The organism is Leptospira chreensis (genome assembly GCF_016919165.1).
Lineage (GTDB): Bacteria > Spirochaetota > Leptospiria > Leptospirales > Leptospiraceae > Leptospira_A > Leptospira_A chreensis.
In genome coordinates, this window is sequence record NZ_JAFFPS010000053.1 from 66,589 (window position 1) to 92,194 (window position 25,606).

Consider the following 25,606-nt stretch of genomic DNA (forward strand, 5'->3'; position numbering starts at 1 on the left):
AACCTAAACCTTACTTCTTTTCAAAGTCCTTATACAACAAAGAAGGTTGGATGCCTTGGTTGGCTTGGTATTTTCCTGATTTGTATTCACTGATTTCCCCTTCCACTGTATGGTAGAAAATCTGGCAGATTTGTACTCCCGCATAAACACGAAGAGGGTGTGTGACTTGGATTTCTAAAGTCCAAAATCCTTTAAAACCAACATCCCCAAAACCAGCAGTAATATGGACAAACATTCCGAGGCGCCCAATAGAAGAACGACCTTCTAACATGGGAACTAGGTTGTGAGTCTCTGTGAATTCGATGGTTCTTCCTAAATACAATGTACCTGGTTCGAGTAACAAACCCTCTTCCGGTATTTTCAAAGTTTGTACAGGATTTGGTTTTTTCATATCCAAAGGAAATTCAGAATAAACCAAAAGATCTTCATGCAAACGTAAGTTATATGAATTTGGATTTAATAAATTTGCATCGTATGGTTCGATTTGAATATCGTTCCCTAGTCTTTTTAAAATTTCTTTTCCGGTTAAAATCACGGATCATTCTCCCTTAAAATTAGGTTTTCTTTTTTCAGCAAACGCCTGTAAGGCCTCAATTCGATCTTTTGTGCCTATCGTTTCAAAATAACACAATCTCTCCCATTCTAGGGCAGATTCGATTGGTAACTCCAATCCACGACGCACCGCTTTTTTGGCAGCAGAAACAGCGATAGGTGCAGATTCCGATATCTCTCGTGCTAAGGCAAGAGAAGATTCCCGTAAATGATCTGGTTCAAAAACTTGAGAAACAAGACCACGAGCCGTTGCTTCTTTTCCGGTTAGTTTTTTTCCAGAAAATATCCATTCCATGGCGGTCGACTCCCCCACAATCCGGGAAAGTCTTTGGGTTCCCCCGGCTCCTGGAATGATTCCTAGTTTTGTTTCCGTCAGTCCCATTAAAGCGGTTTCACTCGCATAACGAATATCACATGATAAAGCTAATTCCAATCCGCCCCCAAAAGCAAATCCATTGATAGCCGCAATGGTGGGAATGGCAAGACCAGCTAGTTCCGAAAAACAAAGGTTGATATCTCGCAGGAATTGTTTTACCTGTAGCTCGGACATGGATTTTCTTTCTTTTAAATCAGCACCAGAGGAGAACGAATCCCCTGTACCGATGATGACCAAGGCCCGGGCCGGGCTTTTTTTCACTTCCCGAATCCTCTCTCTCAATTCCGCGAGAAGTTGCATGGAAATCGCATTTTTTGCCTCAGGGCGGCTTAGTTCAATTAATGCTACATAAGTATGGTGGGTTTGGAGAGTGACAGTGTTCATAGAATTTCCTCCCGATGAAAAAATAGAAATGAAAACTGTTTTGATTTTCCGATAATGGAATCAGCCGTCATGAGAAGGATTTTATACACAATCGGATTCTCACTAGTACTTGGAAGCAGTTTTTCCTGCATATCCTCATCCTCAGAAGATCCTTTGGCCGCACTCTTGACCTCACCACCGGTTGTGTCCTCTGTGACCCCTCAGATCGGAACTCCTGCTCAAAACAACGCCAATGCCACCTACTCCGCAACAGAAGTTGTCATCAAAGGGGAGAATTTTGGTTTAGAACCAATTGTCCGATTCAATGATATTGTTGCTTCCATCACCCTAAACACGGGTACCGAACTCTATACCAAGGTTCCGGATGGAACATTTTCAGGATTCATCACTGTATCAAAATCTGGCGGTTCTTGTTTGCCTAACTCCAAAACTGGGGTCAACTGTGCCGGTATGGAATACTTTATCGACTGCTATGCGGTAACAAACAAACAATACGGTGCAGAAATTGAATTGAAACAAGGGCAAAGTATATCCGTTGAATTTGATGGGAACGAAACCAAAGCCTTCCATACAGATACACTACTTGCGACCCGAAGTTTAACGATTGGATGTGAGAGTGTTGTGACGGTCCGAGTATTTGATAGATCTTGTCAGGCCACAGACTATGTTTTACAAAACGACCCCATCATCCCCTTCCCTGCGGGAGTTGCGACACAGTTTTACATTACAGCAGAATCGGCGACCTGTAGTTTAGTTCTTTAGAAAGATTTGTTTTTCACAAATCGTTTGAAGATAATGATATTGGCTGCACCCATCCATTCATTCATATGTTCCCGAAAGATCAAATCCCTTGGTTTTGAATTTTTGATTTCTTCATCCAATTCATCATACTTTTGAATGGTTAGTTTTGAGATTTCTTTGTATTTCTCTTCAATCATTTCTGTTAATTTCTTAAGCAAAGCCAGGTTGTTCTTTTCTTCACCTACATTTGGCAAAATGATTTCGTTCCAATAATCGATCACATGTTTTTTGACATATTCACCTGGAATCACCCGAATTACTTTTTTACCATCAGTTCCCCGTGCATGGATATAACCTGTGTTTACTTCCATTAGAAACTTTTTTGCAATCATATAAAAATGAGAAGGCCCTAGATGAAACAAAAACACATATTTCACTTGGTTGGGAATCATCATATTCATAAGCACAACATTCTCGCAGAACTGAAAGAACTGTTTTAAAAAATTCTGATATTCTACTTCGAAATCTTCAGGAGATTTATTTTTCTTTTCCGTACTTGTTAATGACCGAATGAGTTCAGCACGAAGCACTTGTTCATCAGCTCCCAGATGTAAATCCATGCTGATAGCAGTCTTAAATAAGGCTTTTTCGGCTAAATATTTATCTTGTTCATACCTGAAAAAATAATGTTGGTCGGAGTTCCAAGTATACTTTCCATAAGCCTGGATGTAAGTGGTCGCACCCTCTTCCTTCAGTTTAGCCTTTTGATTGGCCCATTCCTTTTTTTTATCCGATTCTTCATTCTCTTTTTGAATCACTTCATCGGCTTTGTACACGATTCCAGAATCTTCTGGGTCGAGGGAGGCCGGTTTATCATATAGATTTTCATCAAAAACTGTAGACAATCGATAGATGACTCGATCACGAAACTTTGGTTTGGTGGGTTTGTATTCCGTTAAATAATTTGGATTATCAATCTGTAAAATATAACTCATTCGTTTTAGAAAGATTTCAAGTTGGTTTAACCTTTCTAAGGCAGGCAAGATTCGGTAATTTAACAAAGCATTGGTTTGAAAATCTGGATCGCTAAACTTTGCGTTCGAAACAGCATCCCGTAAAAAAATCCAACCTTCTTTACTTTCAATATAAAAGTAACGAAGCATTTCAAAGACTAAGTGGAATTGAACATAATCATCTCGACTCGCCTCATCCAAATTACGCGAAAAATAGCGAGAGTATTCCTTTCGCACCTGCGCATACATATGTTTTTCATCTAAGTTAAAGATGATCTCTTTGATTTTCTTTTGTGATTTATCTAATTCTTGATCGAGGTTCTTTCGAAAGGAAAGGATTTCGCGTTTGTTAGCTTCGGTAAGCCCGGTACTAAGAAATTGGAGGAAACTTCCCACCAAGTTCTGAAACCCAGTGAGGAAATACACATAACCCTTTTTGAAATCGGTAAGTAGGTCTAATTCGTTCCCACCCCCTTGGTTCTCTGCCGACATACCAAGAGGATAGTAAGTAGGATTTTTAAAAAATCAACAGGATTTAGTTAGAGTAGAAAATCTCTATTAAATTTTGGCTTGGGTCTGCAAACGTAAGAGATTCCCCAGAATCAGATCCTTCTGGTCCTTTGATGATCTTTACGTTCTTTTCCTCAAGTTCGCTGATGGCTTCTGTGAAATCATCCACATCCATCACAAAACTTAAGAGCGGGAGAGACCTGTCAGGGACTTCTGCAACCACCAATCGGATCCGAAAGGAATCCAGAGAAAGAATTGCCTCAGTAGCCTTCTTTGTCTCCACTTCGAAGTCAAAAATGTCCCGGTAAAAATCGATAGAGGTGTCGAGCTGGGAGACGGGGATACTGACGTGGCCAATGCCTTCTACAATAATCATAATGGAATTACACCTTCGTGAACTTTTCTGTCATCATGCTTGAAAAACCGGCTTTGTCGAGAAAAAAGCAATTTCCCTCTAACAAACTCGAAAGTAAAATTTGAATTCCAATTCCAACTTAGGAAAAAAGAATCAAAATATGAATGCATTTCGGATTTCACTCATCGTTTTAGCCATTTTGACCCTTTCTTGCAAGGAAGCGGTCGTTCCTTTTGATACTGCCCACGAAAACTTAGCGGCAAAACTCCTATCTGAGAACCAAATCCTTCTCGAAGAGTATCTAAAAGAGGATCCAAAACCAAATTGGAAAATTTTTTCAGAATCAATTGATGCTTTGAAAGCCAGTGGACATCCAAAATTAAAGGCCTGGGCTGAGACTTTAAGTCCACTCCTTCCCACAAATGGAACCGATCTAGAAACTAGTTATGAAAAAATTTCCAAAATTCAAGAAATATTGGTTCAAATCAAAACAGAAGTACCAAACCAATCCAAGTACAATCGATTTTATTGTCCTATGGTCGATAAATCATGGTTAATGACAGGAAGAGAAGTAAAGAATCCATATGCTCCTGAAATGAGAGATTGTGGAGAACTGATACAATAATAGTCCATGCCAAAATGTTTCCTCGGTACATCCTTATACGAAGCCTGCCCACCCAGTTGCAGGCTTTCTTTCGCTAAACAAGACGTAGATGAAGATTGTATTGCGAAAAACAAACTCGAGGCATTTTTACAGGATAAAGTAACATTCAAAATTGGGTTTTCTGCGTTTTCCCAAATTCCCGCCAAAACTTTAGAAAAGTTCATTTGGACTTCCAAAGACAATTTAGAATTAATCTCTTATTTTCTCTATATAGGAGAACCGACTCTCGTAAGGGAAATTATAGAATCCTTTTCCAATCACACACTCAGTTATCTTTTTAAATGTGATTTTGAAAACTATATGAACATTCGAGACTCAATCAAAAGAGAAAAGTCCATCAAACATATGTTTGATATACGTAGTTTCAAATATTGGACTTTTGTGAGTTATTTACGCATTTGCGATTTGATTCAGTATTTTGTTCGTTATTTAAAAGAACCAGAATACGCCTGCCAATTTATCGTCATTTTACCATCAGAAATCGTTTCCAATCTGAACAAATACACTGGTTTGGATTTTGATGAAGAAAAGTCTTTATACACGGCTCTCGGAGATTCGATCTACGAATTACCATTACAATCACCAAAAATCTACGATCATATGATGCAGCTCTTTGCAGAAGATCCAGAGGTATCCATTATACTTTCTACCATGGAAGGTCTCATTCATAGGCAACAATTGATATTAGAAACGAGTGAAAAACTCCATGCTTATATTGCAGAACATCGAATTGATAAAAACTTTCAGTTTATTTTTTCGGAATTGAACGGGATGGAAATTGGAACCGCGTCAGAAATTCTAAACCAACTTCTCGAAAAAAAGATGATCACGGTATCTCAAAAACTCATGATCATTGATTTTCTTGAAACTGGTAAATTAGAATTGTAGAATCAACTAATCTTCGCTAGTTGATTCTGTAAAATAGACTATCTTAACCAGCAATTTTAACTTTTTTCGCAAGATAAACACTAAATAATAAACTAAACACGGCAATCATTCCCACTAGTTCATAATTCACTAACTGATTGTCAGGTGTTTGCACCAAAATAAGACCGGCTACATAGGATGCGGCACCAGAAGAAATTTGTTGGATGGCCGAATTCACAGACATAAAACTCCCTCGAATCCTTGGTTCCACAGCGGAGGTGATCATTGCAAATGCAGGCACCATTCGTCCAGAAACCAAAATCATAAATATAGTAGTGACGGTAAGAACCACAGGCAATGAAGTTTTTGTCAAAGTCACAACGACCACAATTGGAATCACAGCAACAATCGAAATGATTTGGTAAACAGTCAATTTTCCATAACGATCCGAGAGTTTTCCAATGAATCTGCTCGTAAAAAAAGTAAATAACCCACCAAAGAAATAAATATAAGGAAGATCACCGATCGCTAAACCAACGTTAGAGACAAGAAATGGACTGAGAAAAGGAATGATGGTAAATCCACCGAACATCAAAAACACCATAAAAAGAAAAGGGGCCAAGTGGTCTTTTTTGGTAATCACTTGTTTTAATGATTTTAGTTGCGATTGTTTTGGATGGATCTCTGAATCTAAATGGTAACGAATCGATGGTAATACTTTGTAACAGATTGGAAGAATTAAAAACCCAGCAATTGCCAAAGATAAAAACGGGAAATGCCATCCAAATTTATTTGCTAACGAAAGTCCGATAGGAATTCCAATCACAGATGCGACAGAGAAAGAACTCATCACAACACCAGTGGCTGTCCCTCTTCTAAACACCGGAATGATATCTCCAATGATGGAAAGAACGGTTGCACCAATCATTCCCCCAAAACCACCGGCAACTACCCTTGCAAAAAGTAAAAATCCATAATTAGGAGCAAAAGCACAAAGTAACGTCCCGAAAGAGAATCCAAAAAACAAAACAAGAAGACTCATTTTGCGATCATAAGAATCCAAAAATAAAGCCCCAATCAGCCCAAACACTCCCGCACTGATAGAATAAGAAGAAACAAGGAGTCCGAAGGCAGCAGAGTTGATTTTGAAACTTTCCATAAACACTGGCCCTAGTGGCATCATGATGACAAAATCCAGGATGTGTAAAAATTGGAGGGCCGCAAGGATGAAGATGATGGCTCTTTCTTTTTGGATGGTATGAAGCGGATGGGTAAGAGGTTGGCTCATAAAACTAATATTGACCAGCCGTTCAAAATTTCCAAAACTATTTAGTTTCGTATTGCCAACTTTTACATTCTGTAATAAATTTCCCTCTATGAAATATGCGTTAATTACAGGGGCTTCTACTGGACTCGGAAAAGATTTTGCTCTGACTTTGGCTAAAAAGGGTTATACTCCCGTTTTAGTTGCTCGTAGTGCGGATCGATTGAAGGCACTCGCCACGGAAATCAAAACCAAATACGGATTACAAAGTGTTGTCATAGCACAAGACTTGGCCAAACCGAAATCGGCAGAAGCAGTATACAAAGCGGTTAAAAAACTAAAGATATCGATTCATTGTTTGGTGAACAATGCGGGTTTCGGTATCAATGGTGAGTTCCATAAAAATTCCTTTGAAAAAGAAACAGGATTAATCCAACTCAATGTCACTACTCTCGCAGAACTTTGCCATTTGTTTTTGCAAGATATGGTGACGGCAAAAGATGGTTACATCCTAAATGTTGCATCCACCGCGGGATTCCAACCAGGGCCACTCATGTCGAGTTACTATGCCTCAAAAGCTTATGTTCTTTCTTTCAGTGAAGGACTTGCGGAAGAAGTGCGCGATTATGGTGTTACCGTAACATGCGTTTGTCCAGGACCGACGCAAACCGAATTTTTTGAAAGAGCGAATATGACTAAAATCAATTTAGTAAAGTCCTCTTTTCTGATTATGAAATCTCAAGATGTGGTGGATATTGGACTCGATGCATTGTTTGGAAAAAAGGTCGTAAAAATTACAGGATTCTTTAATTTCCTTTTAGCGCAATCGGTTCGAGTTTCACCAAGATTTCTCGTTCGTAAAATTGCTAAATATTTACACCAAGCAGGATGATTTGACCGAATTCCCATTTTCATTTTCCAATCGATTCCAGTTGTTAGGTGATTTAAATTCAGAAAATAAAATTTACCAAACAAAACAAAACCTGGAAAAGTCAGGAAATGCGATTTTTGATCTGACCAATTCCAATCCTACAAAACTAGGGTTGGAGTTCCCACCAGGGGCACTGTCCCATATATTCTCTAGTTTAGACTGCAGTCAGTATGACCCCCTTGCCGAAGGATTAGAATCTGCAAGAAAGGCCATCGTTTCTGAATATACAAACCGAGAAATCCCAGCCAAACCTTCTGATTTGGTTTTAACAGCCAGTACATCAGAAGCCTATTCTTATACATTCAAACTATTCACAAACCCAGGGGATGAAGTTCTAACACCAAATCCTGGTTATCCGTTATTTAGTTTTCTCATTGGTTTGGAAAATCTAAAGGAAGTTCACTACCCGCTGAAAGAAGATCCAGAAACAGGAAGGTGGGTTTATTCTGCAGAAACCATCGCCAATTGTGTGAGTACAAAAACCAAACTCATTGTCCTGGTCAGTCCCGCAAACCCCACAGGTTCTAGAACCACTGCTAACTTTTGGAAGGAATGGGAAGCACTCGGAATCAAAATCCCAATTCTGTTAGACGAAGTTTTTGTAGGTTATGAGTTTTCTGGAGAACCACACCAAATTCCCGAGGAGCCCACTTTTCCCCTATTGGTATGTAATGGATTTTCTAAAATGTTGGCCCTTCCTCAGCTCAAACTGGGTTGGATCCTGACCAAAGGTCCAGAGGTTTACCAATCGGAAATTCAGAAAAATTTAGGATTCATCGCCGACACCTATCTCTCCGTGAATTCCCCCGTGCAACTTGCCACACCAGAACTCATTCCTTGGAAAACAATGATGCAAAATCGCATACGAACAAGAATTATGCGAAACATGGCACAATGTGTTTTGTTTGTTGAAGAAAATCCTAAAATCAAAAAGAAACCAGCCACGGAAGCCGGATGGTATTTTTTACTAGAACTAGATTTGGAGAAAAAAGACGAGGATTTGGTTTTGGAAATTTTATCCAAAACCAACGTCTTTTTACATCCAGGGTCATGGTATGGATTTTCGCATAACCGCTGTATACTTATTGTTAGTTTGATTTCAGAAGAAGAAACTTTGCGTTCTGGTCTAGAAACCCTTCAAACCTTTCTTAAATAATCAATGATCGCCGTTTTTTGAGCGAGGGCATCAGCCTTTCCCAATTCATAAGTTTCTCTCACTCCCTTTGGGTTTGTATAATCAAAAGAAGTGATTGGTAAAGGTTTGGATGGAGTGATCAGATAAGACTTTGCCAAAAGTTCCGGAGTTTTTCCCACAATGGTGTTGGGTTCATAGTGAATTCCAATAATCTTCGCGTTAGGCGAAAAAGTTTCGATCATCATATTATTGGTCAGTCCCCCATCCAAATAATATTCATTTCCAACCGATTGAAAATCCACAATGGGAGGAATGGAGGAAGAATTCATAATGAATTGTTCGATGGTTTCTGAATTCACAAAATCTTTCTCTGTGAAATCCACATCTTCCATATTCCATTTTTTAATCATCTCGGCGGTTCTGTTTGCAGGAATTCCATCCGACCGGTCCCGATCATCCAAAATAAAAGCTCGGCCCGTTTCAGAGATGAGTCTCGCCAAACGGAACTTATTCTTTAGTGAATCTTCCCTTGGATGGGCCTTCACCGAATGGATCCAAATTTTAGCACCCGATTCCAGTACCTTATCAAACTTCATTCCAAAGCGAATTGTACGGCGATACATATCTTCATGAGGGAAAGTGGATTCTCCCCGGAGGAAATTCGAAAAATGAAAGTTACGCGAATTTCGTTTTGTGATTTCTTCAAAGTATTCTACGGATTCTTCTTCGGTTTGCGACAAAATACAAAGTGCCATAGCGGCACCGGCAGAAACTCCAGAAAGTTCTGTAAAGCGCACTCCCCATTCACGAAGGGTTTTCCCAACCCCTAAAGCATAAAAAGCCTTACAACCACCACCAGCGATGGCAAGAGAAGCATCATAAGAGGGAAAAATTTTAACTAATGTTTGTAATACTTGTTCTCGAACGCCCATAAGATCGACAAAATCTATTCCCCTTCCCAACGAAAGCATAGAGTGTTGTTTTCTCCTAAAAATCTATCAAAGTACAAACTAGCTCGGCAATCGTCTTCTGTCGCAAGAAAGAAATCATATCCGCCGGCTGGATATTTAATTTTACAACAGCCTTTTTTGTCCTTACGATCGGGAGGTTGGCGCACCGATTTGTCTTGGCCCTTTAAATCCCCAAGAGTTGGAGGAAGTTCCTGTCTAGGGTCGGCCATCTTTTCGGATACAAAGACCGAAAAGAACAATAGAGTTAACAAAATGGTTCGCATTCTATACAGGTAGACGACCTTAAAGATACGCAAGTTCGGTGATTCCTAAAAAAGTCATGAATTAGGTTCAATGGTACGAACTGTATTTCTATTGAATAGGAAATATTTTTCTTTACCCTTTGGTAAAATCTTTTATAATCTCCCCACTAATCATCCTTTGGGGACACCAATGAACAATACGAGACTACAATACCACGCAACGGGAGGACAACTCTTCGTTTTATTCCTGAAGAACGCGTTTCTTACCGTAGTAACTTTAGGGATATATAGCTTTTGGGCCAGAACCAATATCCAAAAGTTTACGGCAGAAAATTTGGAATGGGCTGGAGAACGTTTTTCCTTCCACGGAACAGGAAAAGAGAGATTCATCGGTTTTCTAAAAGCTTTAGGAATATTCATAGTCCTTTATATTGGAATCTATATCGTTCAATACATCTTAGCTTTCATTCCCATCCCTTACTTTGCTATGATCGTAGGATATCTTCTGACATTAGGAGTCTTTCTTGCTCTAGTTCCCATCATCGTGGTTGGCGGAAGAAAATATCTAACTTCACGCACAGGTTATCGGAACCTCCGCTTTGGGTTTGATGGAAAGATCTTGGAAGTAGCAAAACTTTACGGAAAAGGCATTCTACTAACAATCATTACGCTCGGAATTTATTACCCATGGTTTTTTGCAGAAAAGGAAGCCTACCTCCAAAGCAAAACAAGATATGGAAATACAAACTTTGGTTTTTCGGCAGAAGGTAAGGAGATTTTTTTCCTCTATTTAAAAGGATTTTTACTCAGCATTGTGACTTTGGGAATTTACTATTCTTGGTTTTTGGCAGATGTTCAAAACTACATTTGGAACCGAACTAGTTTCCAAGGGAAAAAATTCAGATCCGATATCACTGGTGGTAAAATTTTTGTTAATTTTCTCATCGCCTATTTGATTATCCTATTTACTTTAGGAATTGGATTTGCTTGGGCTGTAGTCCGATTGACTAAACTTTTTATCGAGTCAATCAGTTTAGAGGCAGAGGTTGATTTCTCTACCATTTCAGCACAACCAGATACGCAAGCAAATGCTACCGCGGAAGGTTTGGAAGCACTAGCGGAAACTTTAGAAGCCTTCCTCACATAAACATTGTTTCAAAATCAAACATTTACATCCCGATATTTTGACGGAGTATCAGCGGTCCCTGAAGAAGGGACCGTTCTGGTTCACGGCCAAACCATCGACTTCTCATCTGGAGATACTGCCCACAAACTAGGAATCTCTCAATTTACAGAATTCAATTTGACGCATAAAGGTTGTAAGTTGGTCTTACTACCCGACGAAGTAAGAGAAAGCCCTGTATTAGAAATCTTTTGCTCCAAAGAAGATGCCAAAAAATTAGAATCCCTTTGGATCCAAACCAAAAAATCCAAAAGTCCCACTCATGCATTTTTCTATTCGATTCGAGAAATGAATCCCATCGTACTCGGGGTTTTATCCATTATCATCGTTACTGTTATTGGTTTCTTTTATTTTAAGGGACTAGAGTTAGTTACCAACTTCATTCCCGTTTCCATGGACAAATCGCTGGGTGAATCCGTTCAACTCAAAATGGATGCCCAATTTGAAGCATGTAATACCAAAGCCACAGACAAATTCTTTTCCGAAGCTTTGAAGAAAGTTGTACTTAAAGGAAGTCCACACCAGTTTTCCGTATCTGTCATTGGTTCTACCATTCCCAATGCCTTTGCGCTTTCCAACGGAAAGATTTATTTTTTTTCTGGATTGTTAAACGATGCCAAATCACAAGAGGAAGTTATCGGAGTTTTAGCCCACGAAGTAGCCCATGTGGAAAAAAGACACCATATGAGAAACTTAGTCAAAGCGGGAGGCACTTCGCTTGCGATTAGTTTAGTGATTGGGCCGGGCCTTGGAAATATGGAATTTTTAGAAACATTTACAGAGCTTGGTTCTACCTTTCTTGTTCTAAAGTTTTCTAGAGATTTCGAAACGGAAGCCGACATCACTTCCATTGAATATCTAAAAAGCCAAAATATCTCAACATCTGGACTTCTCACATTCTTCCACCGAATGCAAGAATTAGAAAAAGAAATTACAAAATCGGAAGATGGGCCAAAAGATGCAAATGCAAAAGACGACCAGGTGGTTACCAAATCAATTACTGATTTTTTAAGTACCCATCCGGCCACTGACGAAAGAATGAAAACTTTAGAAACTTTGATCCAATCTGGTAAAAAGGGTTCCATCAAAAAGATTGTTTCTGACAAAACTTGGAAAGAAGTTCAATCGGTTTGTTTGGATCTTAAAAATTCCGATTCTAAGTGATCGTAAATTTGTTTGAGAGTTTCGCTTAAGCTATGTTTGTTTTTCCAACCAAGGCTTTTTAGTTTAGAATTATCACCGTAAACTTTGGATGTTTCGGACGCTCTCACACGTTCGGCATCCACAACAAATTGAATCTCTTTCCCTGAGTATTTCGCTAATTCTTCTACCATATAACGGATACTTCGTTCTTCCCCAGAACAAATATTATAAATTTCGCCAGATTCTCCCTTCTCGATTAAGGTTAGATAACCACTTACGATATCTTCCACATGAGAAAAGTCTCTCGTCGGTTCCAAATCACCAACAGCAATGGTCGACTTCCCTGAATGTTTTGCTTCGATGATTTGGGAACAGAAATTGGGAATCACAAACTCCTTTCGTTGTCCAATCCCAATATGGTTGAAAGGGCGAGCAATCACAACGGACAGATAAGGGCTGTACTGCGCATACTGTCGGCAATATGATTCTGCAGCCAATTTACTACCGGCATAGGGATTGACTGGGTTTGGTAAAAAAGATTCTTTTAAAGGCAGAAGAGAAAGGTTTTGTTTTCCGTAGACATCTGCGGAAGAAATGTACAATATTTTACACGGTCTTTGCAAGCGGTGTAAAGACTCCAATAGATTCAATGTTCCACCGACATTGATTTCTTCGGTTTCCCAGGGATTTTCAATGGCAATCGGAACAAAGGCTTGGGCTGCTAAATGGACAACGGTATCTGGTTTGACCTCTTCTAAATTCTTAAGGACAGTCTTTCGATCACGAATGTCACCTTGAAAACAATGGATTTGGGATTCGCCTTGGGCTTCAAGAGCAGGAAGTAGATAACTTCCGACAAATCCACTGGCTCCGGTGACTAAAGTTTGTTTTTTTTTCATAGAAAAGGGAAATTTCCGATTCGGCCCTAAGATTTAGTTGCCATTCTTCCAATTTTTCAAATCCTCTCAACAAAAGAAAGAAAACTGTGGAAGACAAAAAGAAATTCAATCCCTCCCCCTTTGTCGAAGTTCGCGACCCACAGTTAAACGTATCGGAATTGGTTCAGGAAATCGAATCCAAGATCCCTCTCGATCCAAACCAAACTCCCAACTGGTTGGAACTCACAAAGATCAGCTACAAACCAGAATCCCCACAAGGATTTCGAAAATTTGACCCGGCCGGAACTGCTCACCTCTTTGAAAAAGGGATTTCTAGCCCCAAGTTCTCCAACCCAAAATTTTGGTTTATCAAAGGACCAATCAAATATCTCATCACTCGCCTAATCTCTGTTTATGGACTGATCGATAAAAAACTTTCAGAGAATCGAATCCGAGCTTTTTTTTCAGTTCTACATGAACTGGTTCGTTTAGGAAAAAGATTAGAACAGATCGAAACCCGATTTGATGGATTTTATAGAGATCATTTGTTAAATACTTCCACAGATGAGTTGCCTAACTTTGGTTGGGCGGTAAATTCCTATTTTACAGATGCAGGTTCCAATCCCACGTGGAAAGTTGCCTTAGAAGATATCTCTAAAACAAATGAAATTACTGTCTTGTTTCCTGAGTGGGGAGACATTCTAAAACAACTTTCTAGTAACAAAATTCCTTTTCAGTGTATCACTTCTCACGAAAACGAATTTTCATTCATCCAAAGTAAAATTACTGCCACAGTTCAATTGGAAAAAAAACTTTTTCCGTTAAAACAAATCCTAAAAAAATCCACGGATGTTTTGATATATTTGCCTTTGAACCGATTTCCATCCTTTTGGATTGAAAGGATATTTGCAGAAATTTCCAACTCACTTTCGTCTGGAAAACATTTGTATTTTTCCGTTTCCACGAAACCAAATGACACCAATCGCCCGTTCCGTGATCTGCAAGTTTCTGAAATCGATTTGGATCTGTTACCAAACTATTTAGGAACTCTTGGTTTCCAACAAGTTCGAGATCTTTCCGCAACGGAAGACACGCAAGTATATAGATATACAAAATTTGATACATGAATGTTTTCCAACATTTAGATGAACTCAAAGATTCCGATGGTGTGGGAAACGACGCCATTGGACTTGCAGAAGTATTTATTTCTCTCGGTTACAAATCACATTTCATTACAAGATTAGAAAGGAAGGGGAAATCTTTAACAAGCCAGTTCCACTTGGTTGATTCCTTCCAACATCCCACAAATCCTGACGATATCCACATTCTACATTATGGCGGAGCTGGTTATCCTTACAGTTTATTCCAAAACTTACCAGGTAGGAAAATTCTAAGATTTCACAATATCACACCCGCTCAATTTTATAAAGATACCACAACTCCTGATATTTTTTCCGCGATGGAAAAATTTGAATCTTTATCTTATTTGGAAATCGCCAGTTTATCCATTATTTGTGATTCTGTTTGGTGTGATTCGGATTTTAACTTCCAAACGATTTCGGGATACCAGTTTAGAAATCCCTACGTAGTTCCTATTTGTAAATCTTATGATAGAAATTTACAAAACGAACCAGAATCTAGAAATCATTCTTTAGTATTTGTGGGACGATATTCTCCTCAAAAGAAATGGGAGGATTTCATTGCATTGTTTTCCCATTGGGTAAAAGAATTTCCTGAAGCAAAATGTTTGTGTATTGGATCTGTGATAGGTGCTTTTGACGGCTATTTTGATAAGTTAACTGATGTTGTGCGAAAATTTAACCTGGAAGGAAAAATTCAATTCTTAACTGGCAAAACAGATGGAGAAGTAATTTCGATTTTAAAAGAATCGGGGGCTTTTGTTTCGATGAGCGAACACGAAGGTTTTTGTTTGCCAATTCTTGAAGCTTTCGGTTCGGGGATTCCTGTTTTTGCTTATGAGGCTGGAGCCATTCCCGGAACAATGTGTGGTGCTGGTATTTTATTCCATACAAAAGATTTTCCTTCGATCGTACAAGAAATGAAAGAGAATTTATTCCAAAAAGAAAAACGAACTTCCCTGATTTCCAATCAATACAAAGTATTGGAATCTTATAACCAGTTTCCATTTCCAGAAGTAATTTCTGGAATTCTTAACTCTGGTATCCAATGAACATACATCAATTTTCCGCAGGATTCCAATTAGGTGATGCCATCTCCCAAGAAATGTTGGAGATCAAACGTTTACTTTCTAAAGAAGGATATAGTGGAAAAATATTTGCGGAGAATGTTTTTTCCTATGATAGAAAGTATGCCGAAAAAATCACCAAAGCAAAAATCAAACCAAATGATGTATTGGTATATCACCACTCGATTCATAGTGATGTTTTAGATTTTGTTTTAAAATTTCCAAACAGAAAAATTCTGATTTATCACAATGTCACACCCGAAGATTTTTTCACCGGTTATGATCTCAAATTTTCTTATTTATTACGTAAAGGGAGAGAAGATTTAGAAATCATCCGAGATACGTTCCATCATTCCTTTGCCGTTTCTCATTTTAACTTAAACGAACTCCAAGAGATTGGATTTAAACATGCGCGCTTACTCCCACTCCATCTCAACTTTCAAAAATGGAAAGATGTTCCGAGAGATTTTAAATCTAAATCATTTACCAATCCATCTTTTTTATTTGTTGGTCGCATAGCACCGAATAAACGACAAGACGATTTGATTCGGTTTGCCAGAACCTGGAAATCTAAAATGGGAAATCAATTTTCCTTGCGAATGTTGGGTTTTTGTAACCCAAACCAACAATCCTATTTGGATGAACTCAATTTTATGATCCACCACTTGGATCTCACCGAAGAAGTAAAAATCATTTCATATGTTGATGAAACAATGTTAAAAAAAATCTACTCTGAAAGTAATATGTTTATATCGATGAGTGAACATGAAGGTTTTTGTGTGCCACTGATGGAAGCCATATATTTTCATCTACCTGTGGTAGCCTTTGCCGCAGGAGCGGTACCCGAAACTTTAGATCGTTCCGGAATTCTTTTTGAATCCAAAGATTTTGATTCCATTGTTACTCTTGTTGATTCTGTTTTTCAAAAACAGGACTTTCGAAACTCAATCATAGGCGCTCAAAATATTCGGTTGGATGAGTATTTACAATCTACGAGCATCCTTCCCCTTCTGGAAGTTGTGAGAGATTAGTAATGGCAAAGATTCTCATCATCACTGCCCGTTTTTTAGAACATGCCTCTGGTGGTGCGGAAAAACTAGCTTATGATTATGCATCCATCTTATCAGAATCCAATGATGTGACGGTATGTACATCTTCTGCGAAAGACTATGTAAGTTGGAAAAATGAATTTCCGAAAGGCGAAACGAAAGAAAATTCCATTCGGATCCTTCGATTTCCGGTGACTCAAACAAGAAAGATGTCCAAGATGAATCAAATCCTAAGCCGATGTTTGGAAAAAAGGGATTCTGTATCCGACAAAGACCAGTGGGAATTTCTAAAAGAACAAGGCCCTTATTGTCCGGACTTAATCAACTATGTAACCAAAGAACAGAACTCTTATGACATCGCCATTCTTATCGGGTATCTGTATTATCCGGTTGTTGCCAGTATTCCAAAACTAAAAATTCCCTTTGTGATTGTTCCTACATTTCATGATGAACCTCCCTTTCGGCTTCCTATGTATAGAAAGACCTACTCCAATCAGTATGTCTATAGTTTCAATGCTCCAGAAGAAATGTCGGTTTACGAGGCCTATACAAAACAAAAAACTAGTTCGTATTTTTTGATTGGAACCTATATCAATGATAGTTTCGTAAACACAGAACTCTCAAATCAAAATTCCAACCAATTGATCACTATCGGTCGAATTGAACCAGCAAAGGGATATCCTGAACTTTTTGATTACTTTCAAAATTGGAAATTGTTTTCTAATAGAAAAGACATTACCATCAAATCTTTGGGATCGGTTTCATCTATGGAAGTCCCAACAGATCCTTTGATTACTTTTACTGGTTATGTTAGCGAAGAAGAAAAAATTTCAGAAATCCAAAAGTCTTTTTTATTACTCAATCCGTCTGCCTTTGAAAGTTTTTCTATTTCTATTATGGAAGCATGGATTCAAAAAAAAGCTGTACTTGTGAATGCAAAATCCTCGGTGATGCGAGGACATTGTTTGCGGAGTCAGGGGGGACTATATTATTCAGATTCTCTTTCGTTCCAAAGGACTTTGGATTTTTTATTGGAGAATCGAGACATTGCCACCCGTTTAGGTCAGAATGGTCGGGAATATGTTTTGGCTAACTTTAGCAAAGAAGTGATTCGTAAAAAACTAAACCAAATGGTTAGTATGCTACTCGGTTGATCTGTCCTTCAAATTCGGCTAACAAGTATTCATGTACAAGGCCATTAGTTGCCAATAGACTCGGATTCATAATAGAAAAATCGTTACCATCCATAGAAGTGATTTTTCCTTTAGCTTCGAGAACAACAAGACCTGCCGCTGCCATATCCCAAGGTTTTAGTCCCAGTTCATAATATCCTTCAAACTTTCCTTCGGCTAACCAACATAAATCGAGTGTGGCCGCTCCCGTTCTACGAATTCCACGAGATTTTTGCAAAATGGATTTATAATATTGCATGAGTGTATCTAAAGATAAATTCCGATCGTAAGGAAATCCTGTGACAAAAAGAGAATCCTTTAAGGAAGGTGTTTTAGAAACTTGGATGGGAGTTTTTTCTCGGAAAGCCCCTTGGCCTTTGATCGCATGATAATAGGTATTCAACTCGGGAAAAAAAACCATTCCAATCAGAGGGGTCATGGTTTCTGTTTCCACAACACCCACAGATATTCCATACAACGGTAGACCATGAGTATAGTTAGTCGTTCCATCCAAAGGATCCACTACCCAAGTATAACCTGATTTCCCTTCGATCTTCCCTCGTTCTTCCGAAAGAATCCCATCCGTTGGATAGTTTTTTTGAATCTCATCCAAAATCATAGATTCTGCTTTTAAATCAGCTTCTGTAACCAGGTTGTATAAACCTTTTTCATCTACCTTAAGTCCCGATTCTTTATGTTTTTGAACAAGGAAGTCGGCAACAGTCGGAAGGAATTTTAAAAAATGATAAGATCTATCCAGTAACTCAGATTGCATCAATACCCACCAAATTCGATGTTTTTCTTCATGGCGGTGATCTCAACATCTAAATTTAGGGTTTCATCTGCTTTCAGTTTATTTCTTACCTGTTCGGTAGTTTTAATTACTTCACTGAGTAAAGAGTTTAGTTCTGTTTTTCTTTTTTCTGTATCAGCGGAACCAACATCGACACTTACTTTGTTGTATTGGCTTAAGATCTTAGATACAGTTTCGGGAAAATAATTCAAAAATTGTTTTGCCTTTCGATAAGATAACGGATCTTCTGCGAGACGAACACGTAAATCAGATAACGAATGTAAATATTCTGTACTCAATCCTTGGAGTGTTGGATCCGTGAGTGATTTGGATTCTTTTTCTGTAACAAGGCGAAATCCATCCAAACGTTCCATTTGCGATTTATATTCGGTAAACTCTACCTTATCTTCAAATTTTTTCTTTAGTTCATTCCAATTCTCTTTTGTTGTATTAGAAGAAAATAGAAGAGGGAAAAAACTGAATGGATAGCTGTGAGCTTTTCCAATGGTAGTTCGATAAATAGCAATTCCCAAAAGAATCACATGTAGGAAAGCCATAAACACATAGGAAAACACTAGTAAAACCCGATCATCACCAAACTTAGTTCCAAATCCAAAAAATCCGAGTGATAACAAAGCTTGTAAGTAAATTGCCTCTAATGATTGTTTTGCGGAATAAGAAGATTTATTTCTTGAAAGCCACATCACAAAAGGATAAATCATGGCTCCCAGGGAAGAGATAAAAAATGGAAACGGCAATAAAGCCATTGGATAAGTAAGGATAGTAGAAATATGGGCGCGCCTCGCCCATTTCTTTTCGTCTTGATTTTGTTCCAATTGCACTTCAGTCATTCTATTTTGATTCCAAAAGTTTTTGTTTGATTTCTGATTCAATTTTGATCATTTCTTGTTCCGCTAACTTTCTTTTTTGACGACCCTCTTCTTGGATTTTCAAAGTTTCCGTAATGGTTGAAATTAGCTGTTGGTTTACAGTTTTTAATGTTTCGATTTCGATGATTCCTTTTTCAGATTCTCTTGCGATCTCAACAGTTCCTGTTTTTAACATTTCCGCATTTTTTTGGATTAGGTCATTGGTAGTTTTGGAAACTTGTTTTTGCGCTTCCAAGGCTTTTCTTTGGCGTAACAAACCTAATGCGATTACAATTTGGTTTTTCCAAAGAGGAATTGTATTCAAAATGGAACTTTGGATTTTTTCGACAAGAACCTGATTTCCATTTTGGATGAGGCGAATCTGTGGCCCGGTTTGCAAAGAAAGGATTCGTGTGAGTTTCAGATCGTGGATTTTTTTCTCAAAACGATCCACCATTTGGATCATATCTTGGTATTGTTGGGAAGCCAGCGTATCCCCTTGGGCTTTTGCTTTTCCCAACATCTCTGGCAGAATTTTGTCTCTTAATTCTTGGACTTTTTTATCACCAGCAGCGATATACACCTGAATTTCTTTAAAATATTCCAAGTTTTTCTCATATAACGCCTGTAATAATGTTATGTCTTTTGTTAGGTTGGTTCGAGCCGTATGTAATTCTTCCACAATCTTCTCGATTTGGGACTGTAAGTCTTCAAATTTTGCTAAAAACTTCCTGGAAGCGTCAAAAAGACCTCCAATCAGCGGAATTTTGGACAAAGTGTTCCCTTCGCCGGCAAAACTATCCAAATTTAAATCTGTAATTTTGAACAATAGGTTGTTTAAAAGTTCTCCCGCATATCCAGAATCTTTAGTTTTGATTTCCGAAAGTACTTTATCTGCAAATTCAGAAACTTTGGCTTGGGCTGAGGCTCCGTAGGAGACAACATCATTCGGATTGTTGAGTTGTATCTGTCCCGTGAGTTCTTCAACTTTTGCTAAGTCTTCCTTTGTGAGTTGTAGTTCCGGGTCATTCGTTTTTAGTTCCAAAGAGTCCATAAGTATCTGTCCTTTCTCGTTTCTCCCAAAGATAGGATCGTTTTTACGATATGAATCAAGCAGAAAATGAGAAGGTGTGAAAACATGAACTAGTAAATTTATTTCTTAGGAAATTCGATCCAAAACCACAGTTTGGTGACAATTTGATTGCATGATTTGTTATAACTGTTACATTCCTGCGAGAAAAATTTATGCTAAATAATGATTTGAATCTACCAATCCTCCTCCCACAAGTATTGACGGTTGATGTTATGACACTCGACAATCGTTTGTTTGACCAAACGGAGATTCGAACTCTATTGTTTCGACTGCGTGCGAGAAATTACCTTCATTATTTAATCATCAAATTCTTAGTCTGCACAGGACTCTCGCTCCCAGAACTGATCCATCTCAAAATTTCCGATTTTAGTCCCGAACGGAACCTATTCAAATTAAAGAACGGTGGTCGTTTGCGTAGAAGGAAGATCTTCCTCGAACCCAACTTAGCATTGGAGCTCTATCGGTATTCCTCCGAGTTCTTACCGACCGATTATCTGTTTCCCGGTCGTTATGGAAAATTAAGAACAAGAACCATTCAAAAAATTCTTAAGAATGCAAGCCATCTCATCTCTAAAGAAATCCATATTCCCTTCCTTCGTGATGTGATTGCATTAGAGCTTTTCAAAAAAGGTTTTCCTGTTTGGGAAATTCAAGAGTTTTTGGGACATAGAACCACTCGTTCCACCAAGCAAAGAATATTATTACACATTCCGGTCGAAGAACGAACAGATCCGCGACTTTTTAATCGAAACAAAAACCAAGCAGCTTAAAAATTTCTTGAACCTTTGGTGTTTTCAGAGATTCTAGTCACCAAGTAGGCTCGCTTTGGAAATAAAGACCAAAAAAATCGGAAAGCACACACTCGTTCACCTAAACGGTCGTTTGGACATTACCCATTCGGATGAAGTGGAGGCCAAATTGGCCGACGACGTGCAAAACGGCGAGGGCGATATCATCATCAACCTAGAGCTTATCTCCTACATCTCCTCTTCAGGAATTCGTATCTTTGTTGGGATGGTTCGAGAATTGGACAAACAAGGTAGAAAGTTGAAACTCTGCTGTATCACACCTCCTGTCAAAAAGGTGTTTGATGTAGTGGAACTTTTGGATCTGTTTGAAGTTTTTGAAACGGAACAAGAAGCCGTTAACTCCCTCTCTAAATAGTAACCACGTGGCTTACGCCTCGTTTTTCATTATCTCTGCACTGTTTTTCTTCCAGGTTGGGATCAACTTGGATATCTTCCCGGTCGTTTGGCCGGATGAAGTTTTGTTTTTCTCCCCTTCCTTTTCTTTTTCCACAAGTGGCCATTTGCAAACCAATGTGTTGAAAGGTCTTATCCCCGGTATGGAATCCAAAACCCTTTGGATGCCACCGGTGTATTTCCTGTTTTCTGGATTTTCCCTATCGATTTTTCCTGACACACTAACGACCGTTCGCCTTGCAAATGTCATCATTGTCTATCTTACTGCACTTGGTTTTTACCTTTTATTAAAAAGACAATCGATCTCCGAATGGGGATGCCAAATTGCCTTTGCTAGTGTTCTCTGGGAACCACTTCTATTTCGTTTTGGAACGGCAGCAAGGATGGAAGGCCTCACTGCTTTTTTCATTATCTTAAGTCTATTATTTGCAACTAACAAAGATAAATCGAAATTATGGTTTGTTTTTTTAGCAGGAGTGGCTCTTTCCCTCTCCTCGTTGTCCCATCCCATTGGAGCTTCCTTTGGACTTGTAACTGCATTTCTCGTTTGGAGAAACTTTGGCTTAAAATCCCTTCCCTGGTTTTTCCTGGGAGGTGTTCTACCCATTCTTGGTTGGTTGTATTACATCCATCCGCATTGGGATTGGTTTGAAATTCAATTTGGTGCCCAACTCGCAAGAAAACGAAACTTACTCGGAAGTTTTACGCTGATCGACAAAGTCAAAGTATTTTCCTTCGGGTTTGGATTTTCAAAATTACGACTGGTGATCATCCTAACACAACTCATTGCCTTGGTTTTGATTTCTTATCAGTCCTTCCAAAAGTATGGAAAACTAAACCAAAAATGGATTTTGTTTTGGATTTGGATTCTATCCATTCTCGTCTCTTTATATACCTCTTCCGAAGGATGGTATGTTTTCCATATTCTTTTCCCTCTAGCATTCGGAATGGCTTTGTTATACGACTCCAAACAATCCGTTTCAAAATTAGCGCTGGTTGGAGTTTTGGTATCACTTGGAAGTTTACTTTATACCAATCATATCCATTGGTTTCAAACCGATTCCAAACAAATTTTAGATTCACATTTCCAACATTTAGAAATGAGTTTAGCTCAGTCCAAATCGGTTTATTTACAGGCCCTTCCCGATCCCTATTTTGATTTACGAAAGAAAAGACCTGATTTAGATATTTTGGAATTCATCCCAGGAGAGTTGGACATTCCATCTGTTGCATACATCAAAACCATCCGGTCACGAGATAGTTTTGTATTCTATGATGACCAATTGATGAATCCCGTCATAAAAGATTTTATCAATCAGTCCTCATGGCAGAGAGAAGAATGGGAGATTCCTGTTCCCGGCAATCATTGGCTGCATTATAAAACCATTGTTTATACAAAAAAATGAAAGTCCGGGTTCTTTCTAAAACCTACTTAATTCCCATTTTCAGTTTGGTTTTACTTATGGGATGTTACCATTCCGACAAACCAACAAACCAATACCTATCACTGCTCGGAGGAATTTCCTTGGAACGTCGCATCACTATCGTTGGAGATTCTTTAGGTCAATGGTCGGATGGTTTTGGACTCAGAACCAAACTTCCCTCAGAATTTAAGATCACCGATATCTCGGTGGCAGGTTACACAACGGAGGATTGGTTACAGAACAAAAATCGTATGAATGAAATTCCTACCGATCTTTGGATCATTGAACTGGGAACAAATGATGCCATGGTATATGGAGCAAGTGGATTCGAATCTAAAACGAGGGAGTTGGTATCTTTTTTGGAGTCTTCGCAAGTATCAAGAGTCTTACTCACCGCAATCCCTTTGACGAATATGACCTCGATTCGAGAAACCATCAGAACCAATAACCAAACCATCCGCAACTTAAAAGAAAACAAAACCAATATCGATTTTGTAGACATCGAATCTATTTTTGAATCCTATTCCGGAAGTCTTCCCTTGTATCCTATCTCTGACCCCATCCATCCCAACCAAATTGGATATGAACTGATGGGGGAAGCTTATCGTAAAAAAATATTAGGAATTTAGATCCGCGAGGATTTTGAGTCCTTTCAAAGTCATCATAGGATCAATTTCGTCGAACACTTGGTTATGCGAAGCATGAATGGTGGTAACAAGTCCCCCGGTTCCAACGACTACGTAATCTCCGGGATGTTCTTCTTTGATGGCTCTTACGATTTCTTTTAATAAACCAATCCAACCAAAGAAAAATCCAGCTTGGATAGATTCCACAGTAGATTCGCCTAACACTCGCTTTGGGGAACCAAAAACAATAGGAGGGAGTTGGGCCGTATTACGAGTTAAGGCATCCATGGAAATTTTAAGACCAGGAGCAATCACACCACCAACATATTCAGGTTTTTCGCTGATCACACAAAAGGTAGTCGCTGTTCCCAAGTCCACAAGGATGGCTTTCTTTCCGGGATAGGTTTTCGCACAGTAGGCCGCATTCACCAACCGGTCCGCACCAATTTCAAACGGACGCGGATAACTAATTCCAAAGTTAAGATTCATTTGATAGTGAACACGTAGAGGATTTACATCAAACCAATCTTCTAACATCCTCTCAACGATCGGATTTAACGACGGAACAACACTCGAATAAATAGCCCTTTTCACACGATCCGCTTTTACATTTTCTTGTGTTAAAAAACCCTTTAGAAAAAGTCCAAGTTCATCGGACGTTCTGTCTTTTCGAGTTACAGTTCGTTTGTGAAAGTCAGGAGTGTCCTCTCCTTCACGAAATACACCGAACACAGTGTTCGTATTCCCTACATCGATAACTAATAATAATGGTGATTCTGACATTTATATAATCCGAAATTTTGGTGAGGTATCCATCAGTTCAATCTTTTCGCCGGTTTCGGTCATAATGAGAAGGAATCCTAATTCATCAATTCCCAAAACACGGCCACGAACCATTCTAGAATCCCATTCGGTTTCAATCACCTTGTGTTTTAATAACGAATGATCCTCAATCCAAACTAAATCTTTGAGAATTTGTCCTTGGTCGAGTAAGGAAATTACCGATTGGTTTAAATCAACAATCAATTGGTTTGCGAATCGTTCTAAAATTCCTTCTTCCAATGGTTTGTCACACAAAAAGGTGGCCTTATCTTTGAGGGCATCTGGGATCGCAGATCCAAAGAAATTTAATCCAATCCCCACAACCACATCAAAGATTCCATTTGTGAATTCGGATTGGACCAAAATTCCTCCCACTTTTTTATCATTACGATAAATATCATTCGGCCACTTCACCGTTGTGTCAGCTTCTCGTTCCGGAAAAAAAAGAAAGATGGATTTCAGTAACGCCGAAGAAACAAAAATAGATAATAAAGGAAGGGAAATCTCTGCTGCAGACATTCTGATTTTTCCAGAAAAAATCAGGGGATCTTCGCCTAACGATTGCCAAATATTTTGTCCACGACCTTTGCCTGCAGTTTGATCGTCCGCAATCACCCACGAACCAAAGGGGATCGAAACATCACGAATCCATTCATTCGTCGATGTGACGGTGGAAAGTCTATGACCCAATTCCGGTTTTAACAATCTATATTCCATGCGTCCATTTCTCACTCGATTCGGATTGACGAAAGTAAAAAATACCATAGGTTTAGGGAATGAAATTATCAGGAAATACAGTACTTGTCACTGGATGTGGTATGGGAATCGGGGCTTTGACGGCAGAACGATTGGCAAAAGAAGGAAACGATATCATTGGTGTGGATATCAAACTACCATTATTAAAAGAAATTCAAAACAAGGTAGAATCTCTCGGTAGAAAATTCTACCTGATTTTTCCAGAAAAAATCAGGGGATCTTCGCCTAACGATTGCCAAATATTTTGTCCACGACCTTTGCCTGCAGTTTGATCGTCCGCAATCACCCACGAACCAAAGGGGATCGAAACATCACGAATCCATTCATTCGTCGATGTGACGGTGGAAAGTCTATGACCCAATTCCGGTTTTAACAATCTATATTC

The 25,606-nt window shown here is 38.8% G+C and carries 29 protein-coding genes; 16 read left to right on the forward strand and 13 right to left on the reverse strand.

From position 1 onward, the window contains the following. Positions 1–10: 10 nt before the first annotated feature. A complete protein-coding gene (gene dcd / locus JWG41_RS14255; RefSeq protein WP_205270593.1) occupies positions 11–535 on the reverse strand; it encodes a dCTP deaminase in 525 nt (174 codons plus the stop codon). A 3-nt stretch (positions 536–538) separates the two neighbouring features. Then, positions 539–1,312, reverse strand: coding sequence for an enoyl-CoA hydratase-related protein (locus tag JWG41_RS14260; protein WP_205270594.1), 774 nt, complete (start codon positions 1,310–1,312; stop codon positions 539–541). Between the two features lie 69 nt (positions 1,313–1,381). On the opposite strand from JWG41_RS14260, the gene JWG41_RS14265 reads away from it, so the two are divergent. Continuing rightward, entirely contained in the window at positions 1,382–2,074 is a 693-nt protein-coding gene (locus tag JWG41_RS14265) for an LIC10067 family putative lipoprotein (RefSeq protein ID WP_205270595.1), read from the forward strand. On the opposite strand, the gene JWG41_RS14270 is transcribed toward JWG41_RS14265, so the two are convergent. Then, on the reverse strand, positions 2,071–3,558 hold the full coding sequence (locus tag JWG41_RS14270) for a hypothetical protein (RefSeq protein ID WP_205270596.1): 1,488 nt from the start codon (positions 3,556–3,558) through the stop codon (positions 2,071–2,073). The two genes, JWG41_RS14265 and JWG41_RS14270, sit on opposite strands and share 4 nt — an antisense overlap. A 43-nt stretch (positions 3,559–3,601) precedes the next feature. Then, positions 3,602–3,952 (reverse strand): VOC family protein, encoded by a 351-nt coding sequence (locus JWG41_RS14275; protein WP_205270597.1) that lies wholly within the window; start codon positions 3,950–3,952, stop codon positions 3,602–3,604. A gap of 100 nt (positions 3,953–4,052) precedes the next feature. Here JWG41_RS14275 and JWG41_RS14280 point away from each other — a divergent pair, with 100 nt between their 5' ends. Continuing rightward, on the forward strand, positions 4,053–4,556 hold the full coding sequence (locus tag JWG41_RS14280) for a DUF3347 domain-containing protein (protein ID WP_205270598.1): 504 nt from the start codon (positions 4,053–4,055) through the stop codon (positions 4,554–4,556). Positions 4,557–4,562: 6 nt separating this feature from the next. Beyond that, complete coding sequence (locus tag JWG41_RS14285) at positions 4,563–5,483, forward strand: cyclic nucleotide-binding domain-containing protein (protein WP_205270599.1); 921 nt, start codon at positions 4,563–4,565, stop codon at positions 5,481–5,483. Positions 5,484–5,526: 43 nt separating this feature from the next. Here the strand turns inward: JWG41_RS14285 and JWG41_RS14290 are convergent, their stop codons facing one another. Further along, positions 5,527–6,750 (reverse strand): MFS transporter, encoded by a 1,224-nt coding sequence (locus JWG41_RS14290; RefSeq protein ID WP_205270600.1) that lies wholly within the window; start codon positions 6,748–6,750, stop codon positions 5,527–5,529. 88 nt (positions 6,751–6,838) lie between these two features. Between JWG41_RS14290 and JWG41_RS14295 the strand changes: the two genes are divergently transcribed. Beyond that, on the forward strand, positions 6,839–7,618 hold the full coding sequence (locus tag JWG41_RS14295; protein WP_205270601.1) for an SDR family NAD(P)-dependent oxidoreductase: 780 nt from the start codon (positions 6,839–6,841) through the stop codon (positions 7,616–7,618). Position 7,619: 1 nt separating this feature from the next. Then, a complete protein-coding gene (locus JWG41_RS14300; RefSeq protein ID WP_205270602.1) occupies positions 7,620–8,813 on the forward strand; it encodes a pyridoxal phosphate-dependent aminotransferase in 1,194 nt (397 codons plus the stop codon). Here the strand turns inward: JWG41_RS14300 and JWG41_RS14305 are convergent. Then, on the reverse strand, positions 8,795–9,763 hold the full coding sequence (locus JWG41_RS14305) for a patatin-like phospholipase family protein (protein WP_205270603.1): 969 nt from the start codon (positions 9,761–9,763) through the stop codon (positions 8,795–8,797). The genes JWG41_RS14300 and JWG41_RS14305 overlap by 19 nt on opposite strands. Then, on the reverse strand, positions 9,739–10,026 hold the full coding sequence (locus tag JWG41_RS14310; protein ID WP_205270604.1) for an LIC_11321 family protein: 288 nt from the start codon (positions 10,024–10,026) through the stop codon (positions 9,739–9,741). The genes JWG41_RS14305 and JWG41_RS14310 overlap by 25 nt, the downstream gene beginning before the upstream one ends. A gap of 169 nt (positions 10,027–10,195) precedes the next feature. On the opposite strand from JWG41_RS14310, the gene JWG41_RS14315 reads away from it, so the two are divergent. After that, the gene (locus JWG41_RS14315; protein ID WP_205270605.1) at positions 10,196–11,152 is read left to right on the forward strand and encodes a YjgN family protein; all 957 of its coding nucleotides are present in this window, start codon (positions 10,196–10,198) and stop codon (positions 11,150–11,152) included. 3 nt (positions 11,153–11,155) lie between these two features. Next, entirely contained in the window at positions 11,156–12,352 is a 1,197-nt protein-coding gene (locus JWG41_RS14320) for a M48 family metallopeptidase (RefSeq protein ID WP_205270606.1), read from the forward strand. On the opposite strand, the gene JWG41_RS14325 is transcribed toward JWG41_RS14320, so the two are convergent. Continuing rightward, complete coding sequence (locus tag JWG41_RS14325; RefSeq protein WP_205270607.1) at positions 12,310–13,230, reverse strand: GDP-mannose 4,6-dehydratase; 921 nt, start codon at positions 13,228–13,230, stop codon at positions 12,310–12,312. The two genes, JWG41_RS14320 and JWG41_RS14325, sit on opposite strands and share 43 nt — an antisense overlap. An 86-nt stretch (positions 13,231–13,316) precedes the next feature. Here JWG41_RS14325 and JWG41_RS14330 point away from each other — a divergent pair, with 86 nt between their 5' ends. From JWG41_RS14330 to JWG41_RS14345, 4 genes are read left to right on the forward strand one after another with little or no spacing between them, the layout of a single operon-like run. Then, positions 13,317–14,336, forward strand: coding sequence for an LIC_10202 family protein (locus JWG41_RS14330; protein ID WP_205270608.1), 1,020 nt, complete (start codon positions 13,317–13,319; stop codon positions 14,334–14,336). Beyond that, the gene (locus JWG41_RS14335) at positions 14,333–15,400 is read left to right on the forward strand and encodes a glycosyltransferase (protein WP_205270609.1); all 1,068 of its coding nucleotides are present in this window, start codon (positions 14,333–14,335) and stop codon (positions 15,398–15,400) included. Before JWG41_RS14330 ends, JWG41_RS14335 begins: the two co-directional genes overlap by 4 nt. Then, positions 15,397–16,446, forward strand: a complete 1,050-nt coding sequence (locus JWG41_RS14340; RefSeq protein WP_205270610.1) for a glycosyltransferase family 4 protein — start codon at positions 15,397–15,399, stop codon at positions 16,444–16,446. Before JWG41_RS14335 ends, JWG41_RS14340 begins: the two co-directional genes overlap by 4 nt. Before the next feature lie 2 nt (positions 16,447–16,448). Beyond that, complete coding sequence (locus JWG41_RS14345) at positions 16,449–17,618, forward strand: glycosyltransferase (protein ID WP_205270611.1); 1,170 nt, start codon at positions 16,449–16,451, stop codon at positions 17,616–17,618. On the opposite strand, the gene JWG41_RS14350 is transcribed toward JWG41_RS14345, so the two are convergent. The 3 genes from JWG41_RS14350 to JWG41_RS14360 are packed head-to-tail and all read right to left on the reverse strand — an operon-like array spanning position 17,599 to position 20,352. Further along, entirely contained in the window at positions 17,599–18,411 is an 813-nt protein-coding gene (locus JWG41_RS14350) for an inositol monophosphatase family protein (protein WP_205270612.1), read from the reverse strand. The two genes, JWG41_RS14345 and JWG41_RS14350, sit on opposite strands and share 20 nt — an antisense overlap. Beyond that, positions 18,411–19,280 (reverse strand): magnetosome magnetite crystal formation protein family, encoded by an 870-nt coding sequence (locus tag JWG41_RS14355; RefSeq protein ID WP_205270613.1) that lies wholly within the window; start codon positions 19,278–19,280, stop codon positions 18,411–18,413. Before JWG41_RS14355 ends, JWG41_RS14350 begins: the two co-directional genes overlap by 1 nt. A 1-nt stretch (position 19,281) precedes the next feature. After that, on the reverse strand, positions 19,282–20,352 hold the full coding sequence (locus JWG41_RS14360; RefSeq protein WP_205270614.1) for a toxic anion resistance protein: 1,071 nt from the start codon (positions 20,350–20,352) through the stop codon (positions 19,282–19,284). 191 nt (positions 20,353–20,543) lie between these two features. Between JWG41_RS14360 and JWG41_RS14365 the strand changes: the two genes are divergently transcribed. The 4 genes from JWG41_RS14365 to JWG41_RS14380 are packed head-to-tail and all read left to right on the forward strand — an operon-like array spanning position 20,544 to position 23,646. Beyond that, positions 20,544–21,161 (forward strand): site-specific integrase, encoded by a 618-nt coding sequence (locus tag JWG41_RS14365; protein WP_205270615.1) that lies wholly within the window; start codon positions 20,544–20,546, stop codon positions 21,159–21,161. Between the two features lie 55 nt (positions 21,162–21,216). After that, a complete protein-coding gene (locus JWG41_RS14370; protein WP_002975971.1) occupies positions 21,217–21,555 on the forward strand; it encodes an STAS domain-containing protein in 339 nt (112 codons plus the stop codon). Between the two features lie 7 nt (positions 21,556–21,562). Beyond that, entirely contained in the window at positions 21,563–22,999 is a 1,437-nt protein-coding gene (locus JWG41_RS14375; RefSeq protein ID WP_205270616.1) for a glycosyltransferase family 39 protein, read from the forward strand. Next, on the forward strand, positions 22,996–23,646 hold the full coding sequence (locus tag JWG41_RS14380) for an SGNH/GDSL hydrolase family protein (RefSeq protein WP_232374015.1): 651 nt from the start codon (positions 22,996–22,998) through the stop codon (positions 23,644–23,646). Before JWG41_RS14375 ends, JWG41_RS14380 begins: the two co-directional genes overlap by 4 nt. Here JWG41_RS14380 and JWG41_RS14385 read toward each other — a convergent pair. After that, entirely contained in the window at positions 23,635–24,426 is a 792-nt protein-coding gene (locus JWG41_RS14385) for a type III pantothenate kinase (protein ID WP_205270617.1), read from the reverse strand. The two genes, JWG41_RS14380 and JWG41_RS14385, sit on opposite strands and share 12 nt — an antisense overlap. Continuing rightward, the gene (locus tag JWG41_RS14390) at positions 24,427–25,182 is read right to left on the reverse strand and encodes a biotin--[acetyl-CoA-carboxylase] ligase (RefSeq protein ID WP_205270618.1); all 756 of its coding nucleotides are present in this window, start codon (positions 25,180–25,182) and stop codon (positions 24,427–24,429) included. A gap of 59 nt (positions 25,183–25,241) precedes the next feature. Between JWG41_RS14390 and JWG41_RS14395 the strand changes: the two genes are divergently transcribed. Then, the gene (locus JWG41_RS14395) at positions 25,242–25,493 is read left to right on the forward strand and encodes an SDR family NAD(P)-dependent oxidoreductase (protein ID WP_232374016.1); all 252 of its coding nucleotides are present in this window, start codon (positions 25,242–25,244) and stop codon (positions 25,491–25,493) included. Positions 25,494–25,606 lie beyond the last annotated feature (113 nt).